Source organism: Kribbella sp. NPDC026611 (assembly GCF_040638345.1).
Taxonomy (GTDB): Bacteria; Actinomycetota; Actinomycetes; order Propionibacteriales; family Kribbellaceae; genus Kribbella.
In genome coordinates this window covers 184073-201795 of sequence record NZ_JBEZYC010000004.1, presented here as the reverse complement: position 1 = coordinate 201795, position 17723 = coordinate 184073, and the positions used below count along the sequence as shown (strand labels likewise).

General features: G+C 69.1%; 15 protein-coding genes. 5 read left to right on the top strand and 10 right to left on the bottom strand.

Annotated elements, in window-relative coordinates; all coding sequences use genetic code 11:
* Positions 1 to 27 precede the first annotated feature (27 nt).
* From AB0E69_RS18045 to coaE, 5 genes are all read right to left on the bottom strand, one after another.
* A complete protein-coding gene (locus AB0E69_RS18045; RefSeq protein WP_360146502.1) occupies positions 28 to 708 on the bottom strand; it encodes a hypothetical protein in 681 nt (226 codons plus the stop codon).
* Positions 709 to 910: 202 nt separating this feature from the next.
* On the bottom strand, positions 911 to 1801 hold the full coding sequence (locus AB0E69_RS18040) for a hypothetical protein (RefSeq protein WP_360146499.1): 891 nt from the start codon (positions 1799 to 1801) through the stop codon (positions 911 to 913).
* Positions 1798 to 2859, bottom strand: coding sequence for a hypothetical protein (locus AB0E69_RS18035; RefSeq protein ID WP_360146496.1), 1062 nt, complete (start codon positions 2857 to 2859; stop codon positions 1798 to 1800). The genes AB0E69_RS18040 and AB0E69_RS18035 overlap by 4 nt, the downstream gene beginning before the upstream one ends.
* The gene (locus tag AB0E69_RS18030; protein WP_360146493.1) at positions 2856 to 3977 is read right to left on the bottom strand and encodes a PrsW family glutamic-type intramembrane protease; all 1122 of its coding nucleotides are present in this window, start codon (positions 3975 to 3977) and stop codon (positions 2856 to 2858) included. Before AB0E69_RS18030 ends, AB0E69_RS18035 begins: the two co-directional genes overlap by 4 nt.
* 205 nt (positions 3978 to 4182) lie before the next feature.
* Complete coding sequence (gene coaE, locus AB0E69_RS18025; protein ID WP_360146490.1) at positions 4183 to 4800, bottom strand: dephospho-CoA kinase; 618 nt, start codon at positions 4798 to 4800, stop codon at positions 4183 to 4185.
* 33 nt (positions 4801 to 4833) lie between these two features.
* On the opposite strand from coaE, the gene AB0E69_RS18020 reads away from it, so the two are divergent.
* Positions 4834 to 5481: a hypothetical protein gene (locus AB0E69_RS18020; RefSeq protein ID WP_360146487.1), complete on the top strand. Its 648-nt coding sequence runs from the start codon at positions 4834 to 4836 to the stop codon at positions 5479 to 5481.
* 307 nt (positions 5482 to 5788) lie between these two features.
* Here the strand turns inward: AB0E69_RS18020 and rpsA are convergent, their stop codons facing one another.
* Positions 5789 to 7267 carry a 30S ribosomal protein S1 gene (gene rpsA, locus AB0E69_RS18015; protein ID WP_325040627.1) on the bottom strand — a complete coding sequence of 493 codons (1479 nt, stop codon included), beginning with the start codon at positions 7265 to 7267 and terminating at the stop codon, positions 5789 to 5791.
* A gap of 252 nt (positions 7268 to 7519) precedes the next feature.
* Complete coding sequence (locus tag AB0E69_RS18010) at positions 7520 to 8377, bottom strand: phosphotransferase (protein ID WP_360146484.1); 858 nt, start codon at positions 8375 to 8377, stop codon at positions 7520 to 7522.
* 24 nt (positions 8378 to 8401) lie between these two features.
* On the opposite strand from AB0E69_RS18010, the gene AB0E69_RS18005 reads away from it, so the two are divergent.
* Together AB0E69_RS18005 and AB0E69_RS18000 are read left to right on the top strand one after the other, a co-directional pair.
* Complete coding sequence (locus AB0E69_RS18005) at positions 8402 to 9202, top strand: class I SAM-dependent methyltransferase (RefSeq protein WP_360146481.1); 801 nt, start codon at positions 8402 to 8404, stop codon at positions 9200 to 9202.
* On the top strand, positions 9199 to 10242 hold the full coding sequence (locus tag AB0E69_RS18000) for an acyltransferase (protein ID WP_360146478.1): 1044 nt from the start codon (positions 9199 to 9201) through the stop codon (positions 10240 to 10242). The genes AB0E69_RS18005 and AB0E69_RS18000 overlap by 4 nt, the downstream gene beginning before the upstream one ends.
* Here the strand turns inward: AB0E69_RS18000 and AB0E69_RS17995 are convergent.
* Positions 10140 to 12284, bottom strand: coding sequence for an alpha-(1->3)-arabinofuranosyltransferase family protein (locus tag AB0E69_RS17995; RefSeq protein ID WP_360146475.1), 2145 nt, complete (start codon positions 12282 to 12284; stop codon positions 10140 to 10142). The two genes, AB0E69_RS18000 and AB0E69_RS17995, sit on opposite strands and share 103 nt — an antisense overlap.
* A gap of 99 nt (positions 12285 to 12383) precedes the next feature.
* On the opposite strand from AB0E69_RS17995, the gene AB0E69_RS17990 reads away from it, so the two are divergent.
* Both AB0E69_RS17990 and AB0E69_RS17985 read left to right on the top strand, forming a co-directional pair.
* Entirely contained in the window at positions 12384 to 13625 is a 1242-nt protein-coding gene (locus AB0E69_RS17990; protein WP_360146472.1) for a polysaccharide biosynthesis protein, read from the top strand.
* A 28-nt stretch (positions 13626 to 13653) separates the two neighbouring features.
* The gene (locus AB0E69_RS17985; protein WP_360146469.1) at positions 13654 to 14133 is read left to right on the top strand and encodes an NUDIX domain-containing protein; all 480 of its coding nucleotides are present in this window, start codon (positions 13654 to 13656) and stop codon (positions 14131 to 14133) included.
* Here AB0E69_RS17985 and AB0E69_RS17980 read toward each other — a convergent pair.
* Both AB0E69_RS17980 and polA read right to left on the bottom strand, forming a co-directional pair.
* Positions 14117 to 14962, bottom strand: coding sequence for a hypothetical protein (locus AB0E69_RS17980; protein WP_360146466.1), 846 nt, complete (start codon positions 14960 to 14962; stop codon positions 14117 to 14119). The genes AB0E69_RS17985 and AB0E69_RS17980 overlap by 17 nt on opposite strands.
* Positions 14963 to 14977: 15 nt before the next feature.
* On the bottom strand, positions 14978 to 17704 hold the full coding sequence (gene polA / locus AB0E69_RS17975) for a DNA polymerase I (protein WP_360146463.1): 2727 nt from the start codon (positions 17702 to 17704) through the stop codon (positions 14978 to 14980).
* Between the last annotated feature and the right edge of the window lie 19 nt (positions 17705 to 17723).

Below are 17723 nucleotides of genomic sequence, written 5' to 3'. Positions count from 1 at the left end.
GCGTCGACAGTTTCTGAAAACCGCAGGTCAGAAGCTCTTCACGACGGAGTTGTTCATGTACATGAGCTCGTTCACCCGGCGGTTGTAGACCCGTGCCTCGAGCGCGGCGTCGGTCGCCGTCACCCGGTCGAACTGGTCCTGGTAGGCGGTGACGAAACCACGCATCGCGATCTTCGCCTTGCTCTTGGTCACGTACGTGCCGGTGTACGACAGCGCGTAGCAGGACTTGATCTTCGGGTTGGCGGGCGTGCAGGCGACCGTCTTGCTGATCTTCACGCCCTGGTAGCTGGCGGACTCGATGTCGGCCAGGTGCTCGGCGAAGCCCTTGGCGTCGTACAGCTCGGTCTGCCGGACCCAGTAGTAGCCGTCGATCAGTCCGCGCGCGCTGAACTGCTGGAGGATCCAGTTCTGGCCGGAGATGGACTTGTCCGGCGACTTGAGCCAGCCCTTGGCCGGCGTGAACCAGATCCCGTTGCCGACCTCGACGCCGGTGTCGTTCGGGCCCTTGGCGTCGTCCGGCGACGGCGTCGGTGACGGCGTGTAGAGCGTGCCGGGCGCGTTCGGCGTCTGCTTCGCCTCCGGCTTGCTCTTGCCACCACCGGTGACCAGTACGACCACGCCGACCGCGATCAGCACGACCGCGACGACCGCACAGGCCACGATGATCCACTGGTTCCGGCTCGACTTTCGCGGCTGCTGCGGCCGCATCGGACCTGAGCCCCATCCACCGGGACCACCCGGTCCACCAGGCCCACCAGGACCCGCAGGCCCTTGACCCCAGCCGCCCGGCGCGGGCCCACCAGCAGCCGGTCCGGGACCCCAGCCACCGGGAGCCGGGGCGGGCGGCGGAGCGGGCTGCGAACCGTACTGCTGACTCATAGCTCTTCCTCGGGGTAGATCCGGGGGCTCGTCACAGGCTGTCGAGCACCGACTTCTTCATCGTCTCGGCGTCCGCTTCGGCCTTCTGGGCGAAGTCGACTCGGGTCCGGAAGTCCAGCGCCGTGACGACCTTGTCCTTGCGCCGGTACGCCTCGACGTAGCCCTGCACCTTCACGTCCGCCCCGGTCTTGTCCTTGGCGGTGGAGGTGTAGCTGATCGCGACGCACTCCTCCAAGACGTCCTTCGGGCACGGCAGGTTCCGTACGTTGCCGAGCTGCGCGATCTCGTTCGCGGTCTCGCCCTCGACGATGCCGAGCACGTACGCCTGCGCGGTGACGTTCTCCTTCTGCCGGACCCAGAAGAACGACCGCGGGTCGCCGTTCGGCGCGTACGTGACCAGCTGCTTGCCCTGCTTCTCCGTCGTCAGCACGCTCCACCCCTCGACCGGTACGACGGTCACGCCGAAGCCGACCGGTACCGCGTTCGGCGGGGGCTGGTACGACGATGCCGGCGCCGTCGGAGTGGCCGGCGTACCCGAGGAGCTCGGGCTCTTCGACGGGTCCGCCTTGTCGTCGCCACCACCGGACAGCAGCACCAGGGCCACCGCGACCAGCGCCACCACGATCAGCCCGGCGCCGATCGGGATCAGCAGCGGCGGGACCCGGAAGCCCTTCTTCTCCGGTGCCGGCCGCCGCAGCGAAGGCGGACCGACGTTCTCACCCCAGGCCGAGCCGGTCTCCGTCGTGGGGCCGGGACCCTGGTTCGGGTCCCCGCCCCACGGCGACGGAGGTGGTGGTACCTCGAGGTCCCAGGGCGACGGCGGGAGCTGCTCCTCCGGCTCGTCGCCCCCGTCCGCGTCCGGCCCCGTCTGGTTGACCCAGGGGTTGCCGGCGCTGGAACCCTTGTCGCGCTTTCCGCTCACTGACTCTTGACCACCGACTGCAGCATCGCGTCCGAGTCCGTCCGGATGCTGTTGATCTTGTCCTTGCGTCCGTACACCCGGATGATCGTGATCACGCCGTCGTTGCGCTCGACCACGCCGACGAACCCGACCACCGGCAGGGTGCCGTTCTGGCTGGTCGAGATCGCGTCGAAGTTCTGCGTGGTGACCTTCTTGACCGGGGTGTTGTCGCCTTCGCCCGGCGTGGTCAGCTTCGGGCTGCCGGTCTTGACCTGGGACAGGTCCTTGGTCTCGGCCTCGAGCAGCTTCGGCAGCACCGTCTCGGTGGTCTCGTCCGACTCGGCCTTCCAGGCGTTCACCATGAAGTACGCCTCGCCCTGCTTGAGCAGGTAGACGCCGGTGAAACCGTCGACGGTCTTGCGGATGTAGCCGGGCTGCGGCTTCACGAAGACGCCCTCGGCGACCTCGATGCCCTCGTCGGTCCCCGGCGACGGCTGGCTGGTCGTCGGCGACGGGGCCGGGTTCGGGTCGGCCTGCTTGTCGTCACCCTTGAAGACGACCGCAAGGACGACACCGATCACGGCGACGGCGAGGAACGCGCCACCGGCGATGAACAGCGACTTCTTGCTGCCACCGCGGCGCGCGGGCTGGCCGCCGTACCCGGGGGCCCATGGCTGCTGACCGGGGTACTGCTGCTGGCCCGGGTAGCCCGGCTGCTGGTACTGCTGCTGACCCGGGTACTGCTGCTGACCGGGGAAGGCCTGCTGCTGCCCCGGCGGCTGGCCGGGCTGCTGGTACGGCGGCTGTCCCGGCTGCTGGCCGTAGCCCGGGGGCGCCTGCGGCGGCTGCCCGTACCCAGGCTGCTGCCCATAGCCCGGCTGCTGCGGCGGCTGCTGGGGCCGCTGACCGTAACCAGGCGGCGGCCCAGGCTGCTGCGGCGGCTGGCCGTACCCGGGCTGGCCCGGCTGACCCTGCTGCGGCGGCCGTCCGCCGTACGGCGGCTGACCCGGCTGGCCCTGTGGTCCTGGCTGTCCCGACTGCCCCGGCTGACCGCCGTAGGGTGGCTGCTGGTTGCTCATGCCTGCGTCTCCCCAGTCGTCGCTCCGGTTGCTGCAGTCACACCACGAGCGGATTTCGGTACCGAGCGCACAGAGTTGCCGCATGCGGAGCAGAAGTCGGAGTGCGGCAGCAGCGGCATCTCACAACGCGAGCAGAACGCCAGGTCGCCCGACGCGTGGTTGGATCCGCCGCGCGCCGCTGACTCCAGCGCGGCCTCGAGCAGGCCCTTGTGCAGCACGGTCCGCACCCGGATGATCAGCGCGCCCAGCAGCAACAGGCCCCAGACCACACCGAGGATCGAGCCGACCGTCGAGCCGTGACCGCCGACGAACCCGAGCAGGTAGACCCCGCCCTGGAACAGCGCGTTCACCGCCATCGCCTGGAGCAGTCCGCCGACCCAGCGCGTGCTGAAGCCGTCATACCCCTCGCCCAGGCCGGAGAACTCCGCACCGGCGAGGCCGGTGGCCGACCCGTACACCAGCGGCTTGATGAAGCCGTGCAGCACTACGATCGAGATCCACGTGCCGGCGCTGCTGCCCGGACCGGCGAAGCCGCCGGAGATCCAGCCCCAGTGCAGCACCAGCGTCTCGAAGCACGCGTACCCGACGCCGGCGACCACGCCGAAGGTGAAGCCGTCCATCAGGTCGTCGTACCGCGGCCGGGAGGCCAGGTAGAGCGGGCCGATCTGGCGGATCAGCTCCGACACGACCGGCACCAGCAGGAGCAGGATGAGCAGGTCCCGTCCGGACGGACCGGCGCTGTTGCCGCCGATCGTGTCCAGGGACAGCGTCAGCTTGTCCTTCCAGATCCAGGTGAAGACGGCCGCCAGTACGCCGGTCAGCACGAAGGCTGCCGCGACCACCGGGATCGGCTCGTCCTCCCAGAGGTTCACGTCGTACAGGTAGATGATGTAGACGATCGGGATGGCGAAGGCCGCGATCATGATCGCCACCGGGAGCGCGCCGAGCGCGGCCGTCACCACGGTCAGCAGCAGGGCGACGCCCAGTGCGACCTTGTAGGTGTACGGCTGCTGGCCGGACCCCTGGGGCATGATCGTCGAGACCAGTTTGAACGACGCCACCGGCTCATCCGGCCTGGCGGCGTACGCCTTCTTCCGCTCGGCGTCCCCGGTGCGCATGTCGTTGCCACAGTGGTGGCAGAAGTGCGACACCTCGGGGACGTCAGAGTTGCAGCGCGGGCAGACCACGCCAACCTCCCAACCTCGGACGTCCGGACCGGCGCGGGGCGCGCCGTCGGTGGCCGGCCCCGGGGCAACGCCCCGGACCGAACCGGGACAGATTCTCGTACAGCCGGTCCCGGATTCATCATTTACCGCGCAAGGGTCACCTTTTCGTGTCCGGACCGTGGCCGGAGTGCTGCCGCAGCGTCGTCCACACGTCGCCGATCCGGCGGCCCAGCTCCTCGAGGGAACCGGAGTTGTCCACCACCACGTCCGCGACCGCCAGCCGGTCCTCGCGGGACGCCTGGCTGGCGATGCGCTGTTTCGCTTCCGCCTCAGTCATTCCGCGCTGGGTGGTCAGCCGTTCCAGCTGCACCTCGACCGGTACGTCGACCACGAGGACGAGGTCGAACTTGTCCGCTTGACCGGTCTCGACCAGCAGTGGGATGTCGTGCACGACGATCGCGTCGTCGTCGGCCGCCGCCTCGATCTCCGCGGCCCGGTGCCGGACCCGCGGGTGGATGATCGCCTCGAGCTTCCGCCGGGCGGTCTCGTCGCCGAACACGATCTTCCCGAGCGCCGGCCGGTCCAGGTCACCGTCGGCCGTGAGTACGCCGTCGCCGAAGGCCGCGACCACCTCCGCCAGCCCGTCCGTCCCGCGCGCGACCACCTCGCGCGCCAGTACGTCGGAGTCGATCAGCACGGCGCCCCGCGCGACCAGGCGCGACGACACCGCGCTCTTCCCGGCGCCGATTCCCCCGGTCAGTCCCACTCTCAGCACGCCAGCACCCTACTCAACGACCTACCATGACCTATGGGGTGGTTCCGACGGCGGCAGACCGGAGACGAGCTGGGTCACGTCCGGTTGATGGCCGAGGCGGACGCGGTCGAGTTCGGCGAAGAGCTCATGCGGTTCGGCGAGCTGCTCGACGGCGAGGAGCTCGACGCTGACACCCGGCACGACTATCAGGCTGCTCTGGACGCTTACGAGCTGGCCAAGCGGCTGGTCGACAGGCTCGACTCGGTGGACTCGATCAGCATGGTCATCGACACGCTGACCACCGGCCGGTACGCGCTGGCCTGCGTGCGGGCCCGGGTGGGTGGCGAGCCGCTACCGGAGCGCCGTACGCCGTGCTTCTTCGACCCTCGGCATGGGCCCGCGGCGCGGGACGTGGTCTGGACGCCCCGCAACGGAGGGACGCGGAAGGTGCCGGCGTGTGCGCAGGACCTGGCCCGGATCCAGGCCGGCGAGGAGCCACCGATCCGCATGGTCCGGTACGGCGAACAACAGGTCCCCGCCTGGGAAGCCGGCGCCCCCAACGAGCCCTACCGAATCGGCTTCTTCTCCGCCAGCGGCGCCCGAGCCCACGTCATCTGGCTAAAAATCCTCATGAAAGGCGAAGGCCACGGCCAATGGGGCAACGACTTCGGCAAACCCAAAATCCGCCGCCCGTATGACTGAAAGAAAATGAAGGAACTGAAAGACAAGATCAAGAAACGAAAGGAAAGAAAGAAATATAGAGTGGCCTGGGTGCGTGGCTGGGTGGGCATGCCGGTGACGGTCCGTCTCCTGCCGTGACGTTGAAGCCTGGGCCGGCATTGGTGCGCTGTTCCCGGGTCCGGGCTAACCGGCACCAGACGCCGAAGCCAGCCCCGCGCCGCCCACTCCATATCTTTGTCTTTCCTTTGTTCTTTTGGTCTTTGCTCTTCGGACGTGCGAGACCCCCGCGCCCTGGGGGTGCGGGGGTCTCGGGAGCAACCGGGTGGGGTCAGCCCTGGCCGGTCAGTTTTTCGCGGAGGGCCTGCAGGGCCTCGTCGGATGCGAGCGCGCCCTCGACGGGAGCGTCGTCCTTCGGGGCGGCCGCGGACGAGTACGTCGATGCCTCGCCGGCCTCGACGTCCGCCGTCTTGGCGTCCTCGATCTGCTTCTTGTGGGCCTCCCAGCGCGTGTGGGCCTCGGCGTACTGCCGCTCCCACTCCTCGCGCTGTGCGTCGAAGCCCTCGAGCCACTCGCCCGTCTCCGGGTCGAAGCCCTCCGGGTAGATGTAGTTGCCCTGGTCGTCGTACGTCGCCGTCATGCCGTAGAGCGTCGGGTCGAAGTCGTCCGAGACCGGGTCGACACCCTCGTTGGCCTGCTTCAGCGACAGCGAGATCCGGCGCCGCTCCAGGTCGATGTCGATGATCTTGACCATCACGTCGTCGTTCACCTGGACGACCTGCTCCGGGATCTCGACGTGCCGCTCGGCCAGCTCGGAGATGTGCACCAGACCCTCGATGCCCTCCTCCACGCGGACGAACGCACCGAAGGGAACCAGCTTGGTGACCTTGCCGGGCACGATCTGGCCCATCTGGTGGGTCCGGGCGAACTGCTGCCACGGGTCTTCCTGGGTCGCCTTCAGCGACAGCGAGACGCGCTCGCGGTCCATGTCGACGTCCAGCACCTCGACGGTGACCTCCTGGCCGACCTCGACCACCTCGGTCGGGTGGTCGATGTGCTTCCAGGACAGCTCCGACACGTGCACCAGGCCGTCCACGCCGCCGAGGTCCACGAACGCACCGAAGTTGACGATCGAGGACACGACACCCTTGCGGATCTGGCCCTTCTGCAGCTGGGTGAGGAAGTTCATCCGCACCTCGGACTGCGTCTGCTCCAGCCACGCCCGGCGGGACAGGACCACGTTGTTGCGGTTCTTGTCCAGCTCGATGATCTTGGCCTCGATCTCCTGGCCGACGTACGGCTGGAGGTCGCGGACCCGGCGCATCTCGACGAGCGAGGCCGGCAGGAAGCCACGGAGGCCGATGTCCAGGATGAGACCACCCTTGACGACCTCGATGACGGTACCGGTGACGACGCCGTCCTCTTCCTTGATCTTCTCGATCGTGCCCCAGGCCTTCTCGTACTGGGCGCGCTTCTTCGAGAGGATCAGACGGCCTTCCTTGTCCTCCTTCTGGAGAACCAGGGCCTCGACGTGATCGCCGACGTTGACGACCTCGTTCGGGTCGACGTCGTGCTTGATCGACAGCTCGCGGGAGGGAATCACGCCTTCGGTCTTGTAACCGATGTCGAGCAGGACCTCGTCCCGGTCGACCTTGACGATGGTGCCCTCGACGATGTCGCCGTCGTTGAAGTACTTGATGGTCTGATCGATCGCCGCGAGGAAGTCTTCCTCCGACCCGATGTCATTGACCGCTACCTGCGGGGTGGTGCGTACTGCGGGGTCGAGAGGTGCCTCGATGCTGGCCGTCATGTGGTGGGTTGCTCCGTGGACTGGTGGTGTCGTGAGGTCGCGTCAATGAGCCGTTGGATCGCACCACACCGCTGGATTGCCTGAAGAGCACAGATTCACCACCGACTAGCTGCGAGCACGAGCCTGCTCCGTCCGAGGTCGCGCGGGCCCATAGCGCATCTCACAGAATACCGGTCTTGACGAAGGCAGCACAACCTGGGGCACCCGGTCCCGACCGGCCGCCCGCCGAGGTGTCCCGACGTGCCATTGACCTCAGCGTACGACGTCCAGGTCCGGACGGCCGCCCGCAAGGTCCCTGGTGTCCGCCATTCGGGAGACCAGCCGGTAGGCGGCGGCACCGACTTCGTGCAGGTCAGCCCGGGTGGCGAGGTCCAGCAAGGCCCACAGGTCGGCCGCGCGGGCCCGGTCCACCACTCGCTCCCCCAGGTCCAATTCGTCGAGCACGGCACCCGCCAGCACCCGATCCTCGCAGAAGCGGAAAAGGTTTCCGAGATCGGCGTACGGCGAACCCGCGTGAGCGAACTCCCAGTCGATCAGCCCGGTGATCCGGGCCGTCTCCGGGTCGACCAACAGGTTCTTCGGGTTGAAGTCGCTGTGCACGAGACAGACCCGGTCCAGACCATCGGCCAGCAGGTCCTCCGCCTGGTCCAGCACGGAGGTCAGGTCCACCCCGAGCCCCAGGCCGGCGGCGTACTGCTCCAGGTCACCCAGCTGGAACGGTTCGATCGTCAGGTCGCCATCCCGGAACATCCCCGCCTTCAGGAACGGCATGCCGCTCAGCCGGGCCAGCAGCTCGCCCAGCTGAGTCCCGACCGTCCGCCGCTGATCGGCAGTGGCGGTCTCCAGGAAGACCTGCAGGTTCACCCCGGGCAGGCGCTCGGTCAGCAGGTACGGCGGGTCGTCGTACGAGCCCTCGCGCTTCAGATCGAGCACTCGCGGCACCGGGAGCAGCCCACGAACCAGCTGGAGCAGGGCGGCGTCCACCACCGCCCGATCCGGGTCGGTGGCGTAGAACTTGAGCACTGCCTCTTCGCCACCGGCGCTGACCGCGAACGTCTGCCCGCCGTAGCCGCCGGTCAAGGGAACGGCACTGGCTGCGAAGTCGCTCATGCGCTCGACACTAAAGTGTCCCGGGTGAACAAGCCGGTGCGGGTGGAGCTGACCGAGGCGGAGACCTCGCATGCCAGCCGTACCTACTGGGACTCCGCGGCTGATGAGTACCTGGTCGAGCATGGCGAGTTCCTCGGCGACGACCGGTTCATCTGGTGCCCGGAGGGTGTGGACGAAGAGGCGGCGCAGCTGCTCGGACCTGTCCGTGGCAAGCGAGTGCTCGAGGTCGGCTGTGGAGCCGCTCAGTGCTCGCGGTGGCTGGTGGGACAGGGAGCGAATGTCGTTGCCTTTGACATCTCGATCGAGCAGCTCCGGATCGCGCAGCAGCTCGACGTACGCACCGGTACCGCGGTCCGCACGGTCGCGGCTGACGCCACCGCGCTCCCGTACTGCAGCGCGACGTTCGACATCGTGTGCTCAGCCTTTGGCGCACTGCCCTTCGTGGCCGACGCCGGTACGGCGCTGCGCGAGATCGCTCGCGTGCTGAAGCCGGGCGGCCTGCTGGTCTTCTCGGTGACCCACCCGTTCCGCTGGACCATGCCGGACGACCCGACCGCGGCCGGACTGCGCATCACCCACTCGTACTTCGACCGGACGCCGTACGTCGAGGTCGACGACGCCGGTACTGCGGTCTACGCCGAGCACCACCGGACAACCGGTGACTGGATCCGTGAACTGACCAGCGCCGGGCTGGTGGTCGACGACCTGCTCGAACCGGAGTGGCCGGCCGGACACGACATGGTCTGGGGCGGCTGGGGACCGGAGCGCGGCCGCTTCGTCCCAGGGACTGCCATCTGGACCGCGCACAAGGGAGGCGACGCGTGACGCGTTTCCGGGCTCTGGACGGGCTCCGCGCCATCGCGGCGCTCGCCGTACTGACCTCGCTCGTCGGGCGGCACTCCGATCCCCCGTTCGGCGCGCTGGTGTCCCGGCTGGACGTCGGGTGGGCGGTGTTCTTCGCGATCTCCGGCTTCCTGCTCTACCGCCCGCACGTGCTGGCGTGGTTCTCCGGCGCGGAGCCGCCGCTCACGCTGTCGTACCTGCGTGGCCGGGCCTTGCGCATCCTGCCGGCGCTGGTCGTCACTGTGGCGCTCTGCCTGCTGCTGGGGTCGTCTGACGCCGCCTACCTGCGCTGGGCGCTCCTGACCCCGCTGCTCTTCTACCTGTTGCTGCCGGGGCTCGGCCGACTGCTGACTGGGTACGAGCGTCCGACCCGGCGCAGTGTCCGTTGGCGAATGCTGGTCCTGGTCGCGCTGACCGTCCTCGGCCCCGTCTGGATGGCGGTGGTGACTGCTACTGGCCATCCGCAGGCTCGGTTGTGGCTGCCTGGGTACCTGGGCTGGTTCGCCGTCGGCATGGGCTTCGCACTGTGGCAGGTGGCTCGCGCAACCGGACGACTCGGCACGTCTGCCCTGGACACCCTCACCAGGCTCCCCGGCACACTCTGGGGAATCGCTGCGGCCCTGCTGCTCATCGCTGCGACTCCACTGGCCGGACCGTTCGACCAGTCCGAGCCCGCACCGGCCCAGGCGTTGCTGAAGAACCTGCTCTACACCGTGATCGTGGCCTGTGTGCTGTTCCCGGTCCTGACGCCAACCGCGCAGACCGTCCGGGTGCTCGGCGGCCGGATCGGACAGCTCGCCGGCCGCCTGTCGTACGGCGTGGTCGCCTACCAGTTCGTCGTACTGGCCCTGGTCGATGCGCCGTTCGTTGTCCTGCTGCCGGTGACCCTGGTCGGGTCGGTCGCCCTCGCCGCTGTCAGCTACCGCTGGATCGAGCGACCGCTCACGCGCCTGGGTAAGAACACCGCAGTGGCCAGGACCGTCAGCAGCGCGAGCAACCCAACCAGCAACCCCGCGCGGTAGGCGCGGTCCGGCATGAAGCGGGCGGTGACCGCCTGCTCGGGCCCTGCCGGCAGCAGCCAGCCCTGCTGCCACCCGTCGATCCGGATCGGCGTCAACCGCTGCCCGGCACTGTCGTACGCAATCCAGCCCGCGTCGTAGTTCTGCGCGACCGCCAGCACGGACTGCTCGTTGGCCAGCGGTACCTCGACCGTCAGCTCGGCGGGATTGGGCCGCCAGACGTCTACACCCTGCACCGGCGTCACGGCCACATCGCCGAACCCCGCCTTGGCCAGCGTCACCTCGGTCGGCACGAACCCGCCGGTCGCCTGCACATCCACCTGGTGCCGGCCGGAGCGCAGCGGAACGCTTGCCACCCCGCACAGGCTGTACGCCACCGGCCGCCCGTCCTGCGCGGTCGCCTTCAGCTGGGTCCGCACCGGCACACCGTCGATCCGAATGGCCGGCCCGTTGCCGCAGTACGTCCCTACCCGCCCGGTCGAGCTCACCGGCTTCTTCAGGTCGCCCTGGGCCAGCGCAGTCCCACGCACCTCGTACGACGCCGCCTGTGGCAGCTGCATCATCCGGCTGAACTCGCCCGCGTTGGCAGCGTTCCGGAACACCACCGCGCTCGGCTGACGCGTTGGCGCCGCGTCGTCGGTCCGAATCAGCGGCAACCCCACGAACTGCCCAGCGGCCGCGTCCGCACTGAGCACGGCCTCACGACTGCCACCAAGAGCGGTCAGCACCGTCGGTACGTCGTCAGCCGTCCCACTGACCTCCACCAACCGGGACTGCGGGACCAGCCGACTCGCACTGGTCGGACCGGCGTCGTAGACCTCCACACTGCGGTAGCGCTGAACCATCGGCCCGTACGCCGCCACCCGGCGCAGCCCAGCCGTCTTGAGGCTCCGGTACACGGCCTCCGGGGTGTCCCTGCCGACTACGACGTACCGGATGCCGCTGCGGGCGAGCTCCTGGCGGAGTGCCTGGTCGCCGATCCCGGATGCGAGTCGCTGCTCGACGTCCTCGGTAGCGGCTGCTGTCGGCCGCGTGAGCAGGGCCTCCAGCGGCTGCGCGGCCGGCACGACCAGGACGCTGCCCGGTTCGGACTGCCCGTCGAGCCACGCCGCAGCCTGCTGCCACTGCCCAGGAATGGAGTCGTACGCACTGTCCGGCCGGATCAGCACCACGGGCAGAGCAGCGGCCGCGGCCAGGACGGCGGCCAGGACGGCGGCCAGGACGGGCAGGAGACGACGATGCCTGACGCGAGTGGGCAGGTAGCGCGCAGCAGCCAGCGCTAGGGGCAGGCCGAACAGTAGCCCGACCGCGGCCGGCCAGTGCGTGAGGCTGGGCGGGACGCCGTACCGACTGAGCAGCAGGAGCGGGACGAGCCACCAGAGCGAAACGGCGACCACGAAGCCGAGCCAGACCAGTGTGACCTTCAGCTTCGCCCGCCGCACCAGCCAGGCCGCCGGCAGTACCAGTGCGGCCAGGTTGGCGATCGGGTTCGAACCACCGATCAACGCGAACGCGACAGCCGACCACCCGACCCGCCACCAACTGGACCGCGGCCGCGTCGAAACGAGCGACAGCAGCACCCAGGGCGCGATCGCCATCGGCCAGACGTCGATCGGCAGCTCGCCGAAGGTCCGCGGCAGCACGACGTACAGCAGCGCAACGGCAAAGCGTGTCGTCGGGACGCCGTACCGCAAGGCGTGACACAACTTCCAGACCCCGAGGAACCCGACGCAGAGGACCAGCGACCACCAAAGCCGCTGCGTGATCCAGTCCGGCACCGACAGCGCGTCGAGCAACCAGTGCACCGGCCCCAACGGGACCAGGTAACCGTAGGCATCGCTCTGCAGCTGGCCGAAGCCGCTCTGCGGGTCCCACAGGTGCAGGGCTCGCTCCAGCAAGCGGCCGGGCGAGGCGGTGAGCTCCAGCTTGCTCTCGGGGACGATCTTGCCCGGCGCATGCTGGAAGCACAGGGCGACGAGAGCAAGGCAGCCCAGCACGAGCCGCGCTCGCCAGACCACCTGCTCGGTACTCCGTGCTGTCCCCACCGGCCGTGACATTAACGGATCCGGTGCGGTCCGGTGAGACATCGTTGCCGTACCGTGAGGTCCGCAGCAGCAAGTCCGAGCGAAACGGTGACCTTGAGCGTGAGCACGACCGGCCAGAGAACGCGTGGGGCCTTCCTCCGCAGCGCCACAGTGGTGGCCGTCGCGATGGCGATCATGAACGTCGCCGCCTACGGCTTCACACTGATCGGCTCCCGCCGGCTGATGCCCGAGCAGTTCGGCGCGATCACCGCGCTGCTGGGTCTGCTGCTGATCGGCAACGTCGCGTCCCTGGGGCTGCAGGCGACCGGAGCCCGGCGGTTGGCGACGCACACCGGTGAAGGCGCCGCGTCGCTGGCTGACGCGATGCTCAAGGCGGGGCGCCGGGCAGCAGCTGGGCTGACTGTGGTTTGCCTGGTGCTGACGCCGCTGTTCATGTGGCTGCTGCACATCGACTCGATCGTCGCGATCGTGCTGCTGGCGCCGACGCTCGGGTGCCTGACGCTGATGGGGTCGCAGCTGGGTGTGCTGCAGGGCAGCCACCGCTGGACCGAGCTGGCGGCTGTCTACACGACCAGCGGGCTTGGCCGGCTCGTGCTGGGCGGCGGTGCGTTGCTTGTGCATCCCTCGCTCGACTGGGCGGTGATCGGACTCGCGCTCGGGTCGGTCGTGCCGGCTCTGCTGGGGCAGCTCCTCCTCCGTGGCTCGAGCGGCGCTACCGGCGCGCAGGTCAAGGAGGTCGTGCGGGAGACGATGCACGGCACCCACACGCTGCTCGCCTTCTTCGCCCTGGCCAACGCCGACGTGCTGTTCGCCCGCGCACTGCTCGACGAGAAGGACAGCGGGTACTACGCGGCCGGTCTGATTGTCGCAAAGGCCTGTCTGTTCCTGCCGCAGTTCGTGATCGTGCTGGTGTTCCCATCGCTGGCCAACTCTCCCGGTGACACCGTCCGGCTCCGCCGAGCCGTGCTGGCGGTCGCAGGTCTCGGCGTATGCGCGGTAGCCGGCACCCTGATCCTGCCGGACCTCGTGGTCGCGGTCATCGGCGGCAAGGCGAAGTACGCCGAGCTCGGCCCGTACACCTGGCTGTTCGCGATCGCCGGCTCCGCGTACGCCGTACTGCAGATGGTCGTGTACGCCGCCATCGCGCAGCAGGAGAAGCGCGCGGCCCTGGCCATCTGGCTCGGCCTGGTCGTGCTGGCGGTCGCCGCCGGCATCGTGCTCGGCACCGACACCGCCACCGGCCTCAACGGTGTGAAGGTGCTGGTCGCCATCACCAGCACCTGCGCGCTGCTGCTGTCGGCCGGCCTGGCGACCGGTCTGCACCGCCAGGCCAGCAACTAGCAACTTCGGGCTGGATAGGCTCGAGGACATGCCGACGCCGAAGTTCATCCTCGAGTTGCGCGAGAAGATCGGGCACGACCTGTTGTGGCTCACGGGTCTCACCGGGGTGGTGCTCGACGACCGCGACCAGGTCCTGCTCGTCCAGCGCGCCGACACCCGCGGCTGGGCCCTGATCGGCGGGATCCTGGAGCCGGGCGAGCAGCCGGCCGTCGGGCTGGTCCGGGAGATCTTCGAGGAGACCGCGGTCGAGGCAGCCGTGGAGCGACTGGTCAGCGTCGAGTCGTTCCCGCCGGCCAGCTACCCGAACGGTGACCGGGTCCAGTTCCTCGACCTGTGCTTCCGCTGCCGCCCGCTGCGCGGCGAGGCCCAGGTGAACGACGACGAGTCGATCGACGTCCGCTGGTGGCCGCTCGCGGACCTGCCACCCCTCCGCGACACCGACCTGATGCTGCTCCAGCGAGCCCTCTCCCCCGCCGACCAGCCGCTCTACCTCACCTCCGAAGACTGAGCTGCAGGTCCCGCAACCAGCGCTCATCCATCGCCGGCTCCTTCGTCAGCAGGTCCGCGAGCTGCCGGCGCACCTTCGGCGTCTTCCCGGCCTGCACCACCCGGACCGCTTCGGCGAGGGCCAAGCGCGTGTTCTCGTCACGGCGCGGGGCGGCGACCTCCCGGTCGCTCCACGCGGTGCGGCGGAACGACGCCGCAGTCTTGTGCTGGTAGTCGCCGAAGTACTCCCAGAGCCGCGCGTCGAGCGACACGTTGCGGATCGCGGACGCGGGCAGCTCGTCGGCGAGAGCGACGTGCTGCTGCCAGCGGTAGCCGTTCGGGCTGGTCTTCTTGCGCGGGGTGATGCCGATGAAGCGGAGCTGCCGGCGGATCACGTCCCACTGGGCATGCTCGTCGTCGATCCAGCGACGCAGCACGGCGAACAGGTTCTGGAACGTCGATCCCAGCAGCACCAGGTCGACGAAGACCGTCGGGCGGCCACGCATGAGGTCCGCCGGCGCCAGACCGTCCGCGGCCAGGTTCGCTCGCAGCTGCCGGAGCTCGGCGTCGCTGAACCCCTTGCCGTCCGCGCGGAAGAGCGACAACGGAAGCTGATGCAGGCCGGCGCTCCACCCGGTGTCGGCCAGAGCGCCGCTCAGCAGGTCGTACAGGCTGTCGACCGACCGCCCGACGAAGTACAACTCGCCGTTGCCGCACTGCCCGAGGACCCTGGCCGCGCACCGGATCAGGTCGTGGAGGAAGAACGGCTCCCAGATCTCCTCGTCGCCCAGCATCGAGCCCAACTGGTCGGGGCGGACCAGATCCCAACGGAACGGGCGGTTCGGCTCCACAGCGTCAGGAGTGGCTCAGTGGGCGGCTTCGTGCCAGGTGCGGCCGATGCCGACCGAGACGTCGAGTGGCACGGACATGTCGACGGCGTGGCCCATGTCGCGGCGGACCAGCTCCTCGAGCGGCTCGCGCTCGCCGGGGGCGATCTCGAAGACGAGCTCGTCGTGGACCTGGAGCAGCATCCGCGACTTCAGGCCGGACGCGCGCAGCGATGCGTCGACCTTCAGCATCGCCATCTTGATCACGTCCGCCGCCGACCCCTGGATCGGGGCGTTCAGTGCCATCCGCTCGGCCATCTCGCGCCGCTGCCGGTTGTCGCTGGTCAGGTCCGGCAGGTACCGCCGGCGCCCCAGGATCGTCTCGGTGTACCCGCTCTTGCCGGCGTCGATCACGATCGACCGCAGGTAGTCACGGACCCCGCCGAAGCCCTCGAAGTACTCGTCCATCAGGCCCTTGGCCTCGTCGACGCCGATCTTCAGCTGCTGACTCAGCCCGTACGCCGACAGGCCGTAGGCGAGGCCGTAGTTCATCGCCTTGATCTTGGCCCGCTGCTCCTGCGTCACCGCGGCCGGCTCCACCGAGAACACCCGCGACGCGGTCACCGAGTGGAAGTCCATCCCGGAGTTGAACGCGTCGATCAGGCCGGCGTCCTTGGACACGTGCGCCATGATCCGCATCTCGATCTGGCTGTAGTCCGCCGACATCAGCGACTCGTTGCCCTCGCCGACGATGAAGGCCTGCCGGATCCGGCGGCCCTCCTCGGTCCGGATCGGGATGTTCTGCAGGTTCGGGTCGGTCGAGCTGAGCCGCCCGGTCGCCGCGATGGTCTGGTTGAACGTGGTGTGGATCCGCCCGTCGCGCGGGCTGATCGTCTTCAGCAGGCCCTCGACGGTCTGCCGCAGCCGGGTCGCGTCCCGGTGCGCCAGCAGGTACGCCAGGAACGGGTGCTCGGTCTTCTCGAACAGCGCCTGCAGCGAGTCCGCGTCGGTCGTGTACCCGGTCTTGGTCCGCTTGGTCTTCGGCATCTGCAGCTCGTCGAACAGCACCACCTGCAGCTGCTTCGGCGAGCCGAGGTTGATCTCCTTGCCGATCACCTCGTACGCCGAGGCGGCCGCGTCCCGCACGCCGGTGGCGAACCGCTCCTCGAGCTCCTCCAGGTACGGCCGGTCGACCGCGATCCCGTCCCGCTCCATGCCTGCGATGACGTGGATCAGCGGCAGCTCGACGTCCGCGAGCAGCGCCGTACCGGCCTGCTTCTCGAGCTCGACGTCGAGCGTGTCGGCCAGGTCGGCGATCGCGCGGGCGCGCAGCATCGTGTGGTCCGCGGCCGGGCCGCCCTCGACGTCGTCGAAGCTGAGCTGGCCGTTGTCGGCCTCCTCGTTGCGCAGCTCACGCTTGAGGTACCGCACGGTCAGGTCGGCCAGGTCGTACGCGCGCTGGTCCGGGCGGACCAGGTACGCGCTCAGCTGGGTGTCCGAGCGCAGGCCGCCGAGCGTCCAGCCGCGCTCCAGGAAGCCGAGCAGCGGACCCTTGGCGTCGTGCAGCGCCTTCGGCATGTTCGGGTCGGCGAGCCAGGCCTTCCAGGCGTCCTCGTCGTCCGGCGTCAGCGTGTCCGGGTCGAACCAGGCGGCCGCCCCCGAGGCGTTCGCCAGGGCCAGCCCGGTGATCTGGCCGGTACCGCCACCCCAGCTGCCCTGGACGGCCACGCCGACCCGCTCGCCGCCGCTCACGTGCTCCTTGAGCCAGGCCGCGACCTCACCCGGCTTCAGCTGCACACCGTCGAGCTCGAAGCCGTGGTCGACGGTCGCGTCGACCTCCTCGTGCTCGGCGACCAGCCGCTCGCGCAGCACCCGGAACTCCAGGCTGTCGAACAGCGTGTGCACCTTGTCCCGGTCCCACGGCACCCGGGCCAGGTCGTCGACCGTCACGTCGAGGGTGAGGTCGCGGACCAGCTCGTTGATCTGCCGGTTCCGGATCACGTCGGCGAGGTGGTCGCGCAGCGACTCGCCGGCCTTGCCCTTGATCTCGTTCACCCGGTCGACCACGTCGTTCAGCGAACCGAACTGGTTCAGCCACTTCGCCGCCGTCTTGGGGCCGACCCCCGGCACGCCGGGCAGGTTGTCGCTCTGCTCCCCCACCAGCGCGGCGAGATCCGGGTACAGCCGCGGGCCCACGCCGTACTTCTCTTCGATCGCGGCCGGGTCCATCCGGGCGATCTCGGACACCCCACGCTTCGGGTACAGCACCGTCACGTCGTCGCTGACCAGCTGGAACGCGTCCCGGTCACCGCTGCTGATCAGCACCTCGAAACCCTGCTCCGCCGCCTGGGTCGCGAGCGTCGCGATGATGTCGTCGGCCTCCCAGCCGTCGATCTCGGTGGTCGGGATCCGGAGCGCCTCCAGCACCTCCTTGACCAGCGAGATCTGGCCGCTGAACTCGTCCGGCGACTTCGAGCGACCCGCCTTGTACTCCGCGTACTGCTCGGTGCGGAAGGTCTTGCGGGACACGTCGAACGCGACACAGATGTGCGTCGGCTGCTCGTCGCGGAGCATGTTGATCAGCATCGAAGTGAACCCGTACACCGCGTTGGTGTGCTGCCCGGTGGTGGTGGAGAAGTTCTCCACCGGGAGCGCGTAGAACGCCCGGTACGCCAGCGAGTGCCCGTCCAGCAGCAGGATCCGCGGCCGGCCGGTGCCTGCCTGCGGGTCCTTGGTCAACGTCGAAGTCTGGGTTTCAGGAGCCACGTACCGACTCTAGTGGGTC

Excerpts from the sequence above, each read along its gene's own strand:
- AB0E69_RS18045 (WP_360146502.1), bottom strand. The coding sequence starts at position 708 with ATGCGGCCGCAGCAGCCGCGAAAGTCGAGCCGGAACCAGTGGATCATC.
- AB0E69_RS18035 (WP_360146496.1), bottom strand. The coding sequence starts at position 2,859 with ATGAGCAACCAGCAGCCACCCTACGGCGGTCAGCCGGGGCAGTCGGGA.
- AB0E69_RS18030 (WP_360146493.1), bottom strand. The coding sequence starts at position 3,977 with ATGCGCACCGGGGACGCCGAGCGGAAGAAGGCGTACGCCGCCAGGCCG.
- AB0E69_RS18020 (WP_360146487.1), top strand. The coding sequence starts at position 4,834 with ATGGGGTGGTTCCGACGGCGGCAGACCGGAGACGAGCTGGGTCACGTC.
- rpsA (WP_325040627.1), bottom strand. The coding sequence starts at position 7,267 with ATGACGGCCAGCATCGAGGCACCTCTCGACCCCGCAGTACGCACCACC.
- AB0E69_RS18010 (WP_360146484.1), bottom strand. The coding sequence starts at position 8,377 with ATGAGCGACTTCGCAGCCAGTGCCGTTCCCTTGACCGGCGGCTACGGC.
- AB0E69_RS17985 (WP_360146469.1), top strand. The coding sequence starts at position 13,654 with ATGCCGACGCCGAAGTTCATCCTCGAGTTGCGCGAGAAGATCGGGCAC.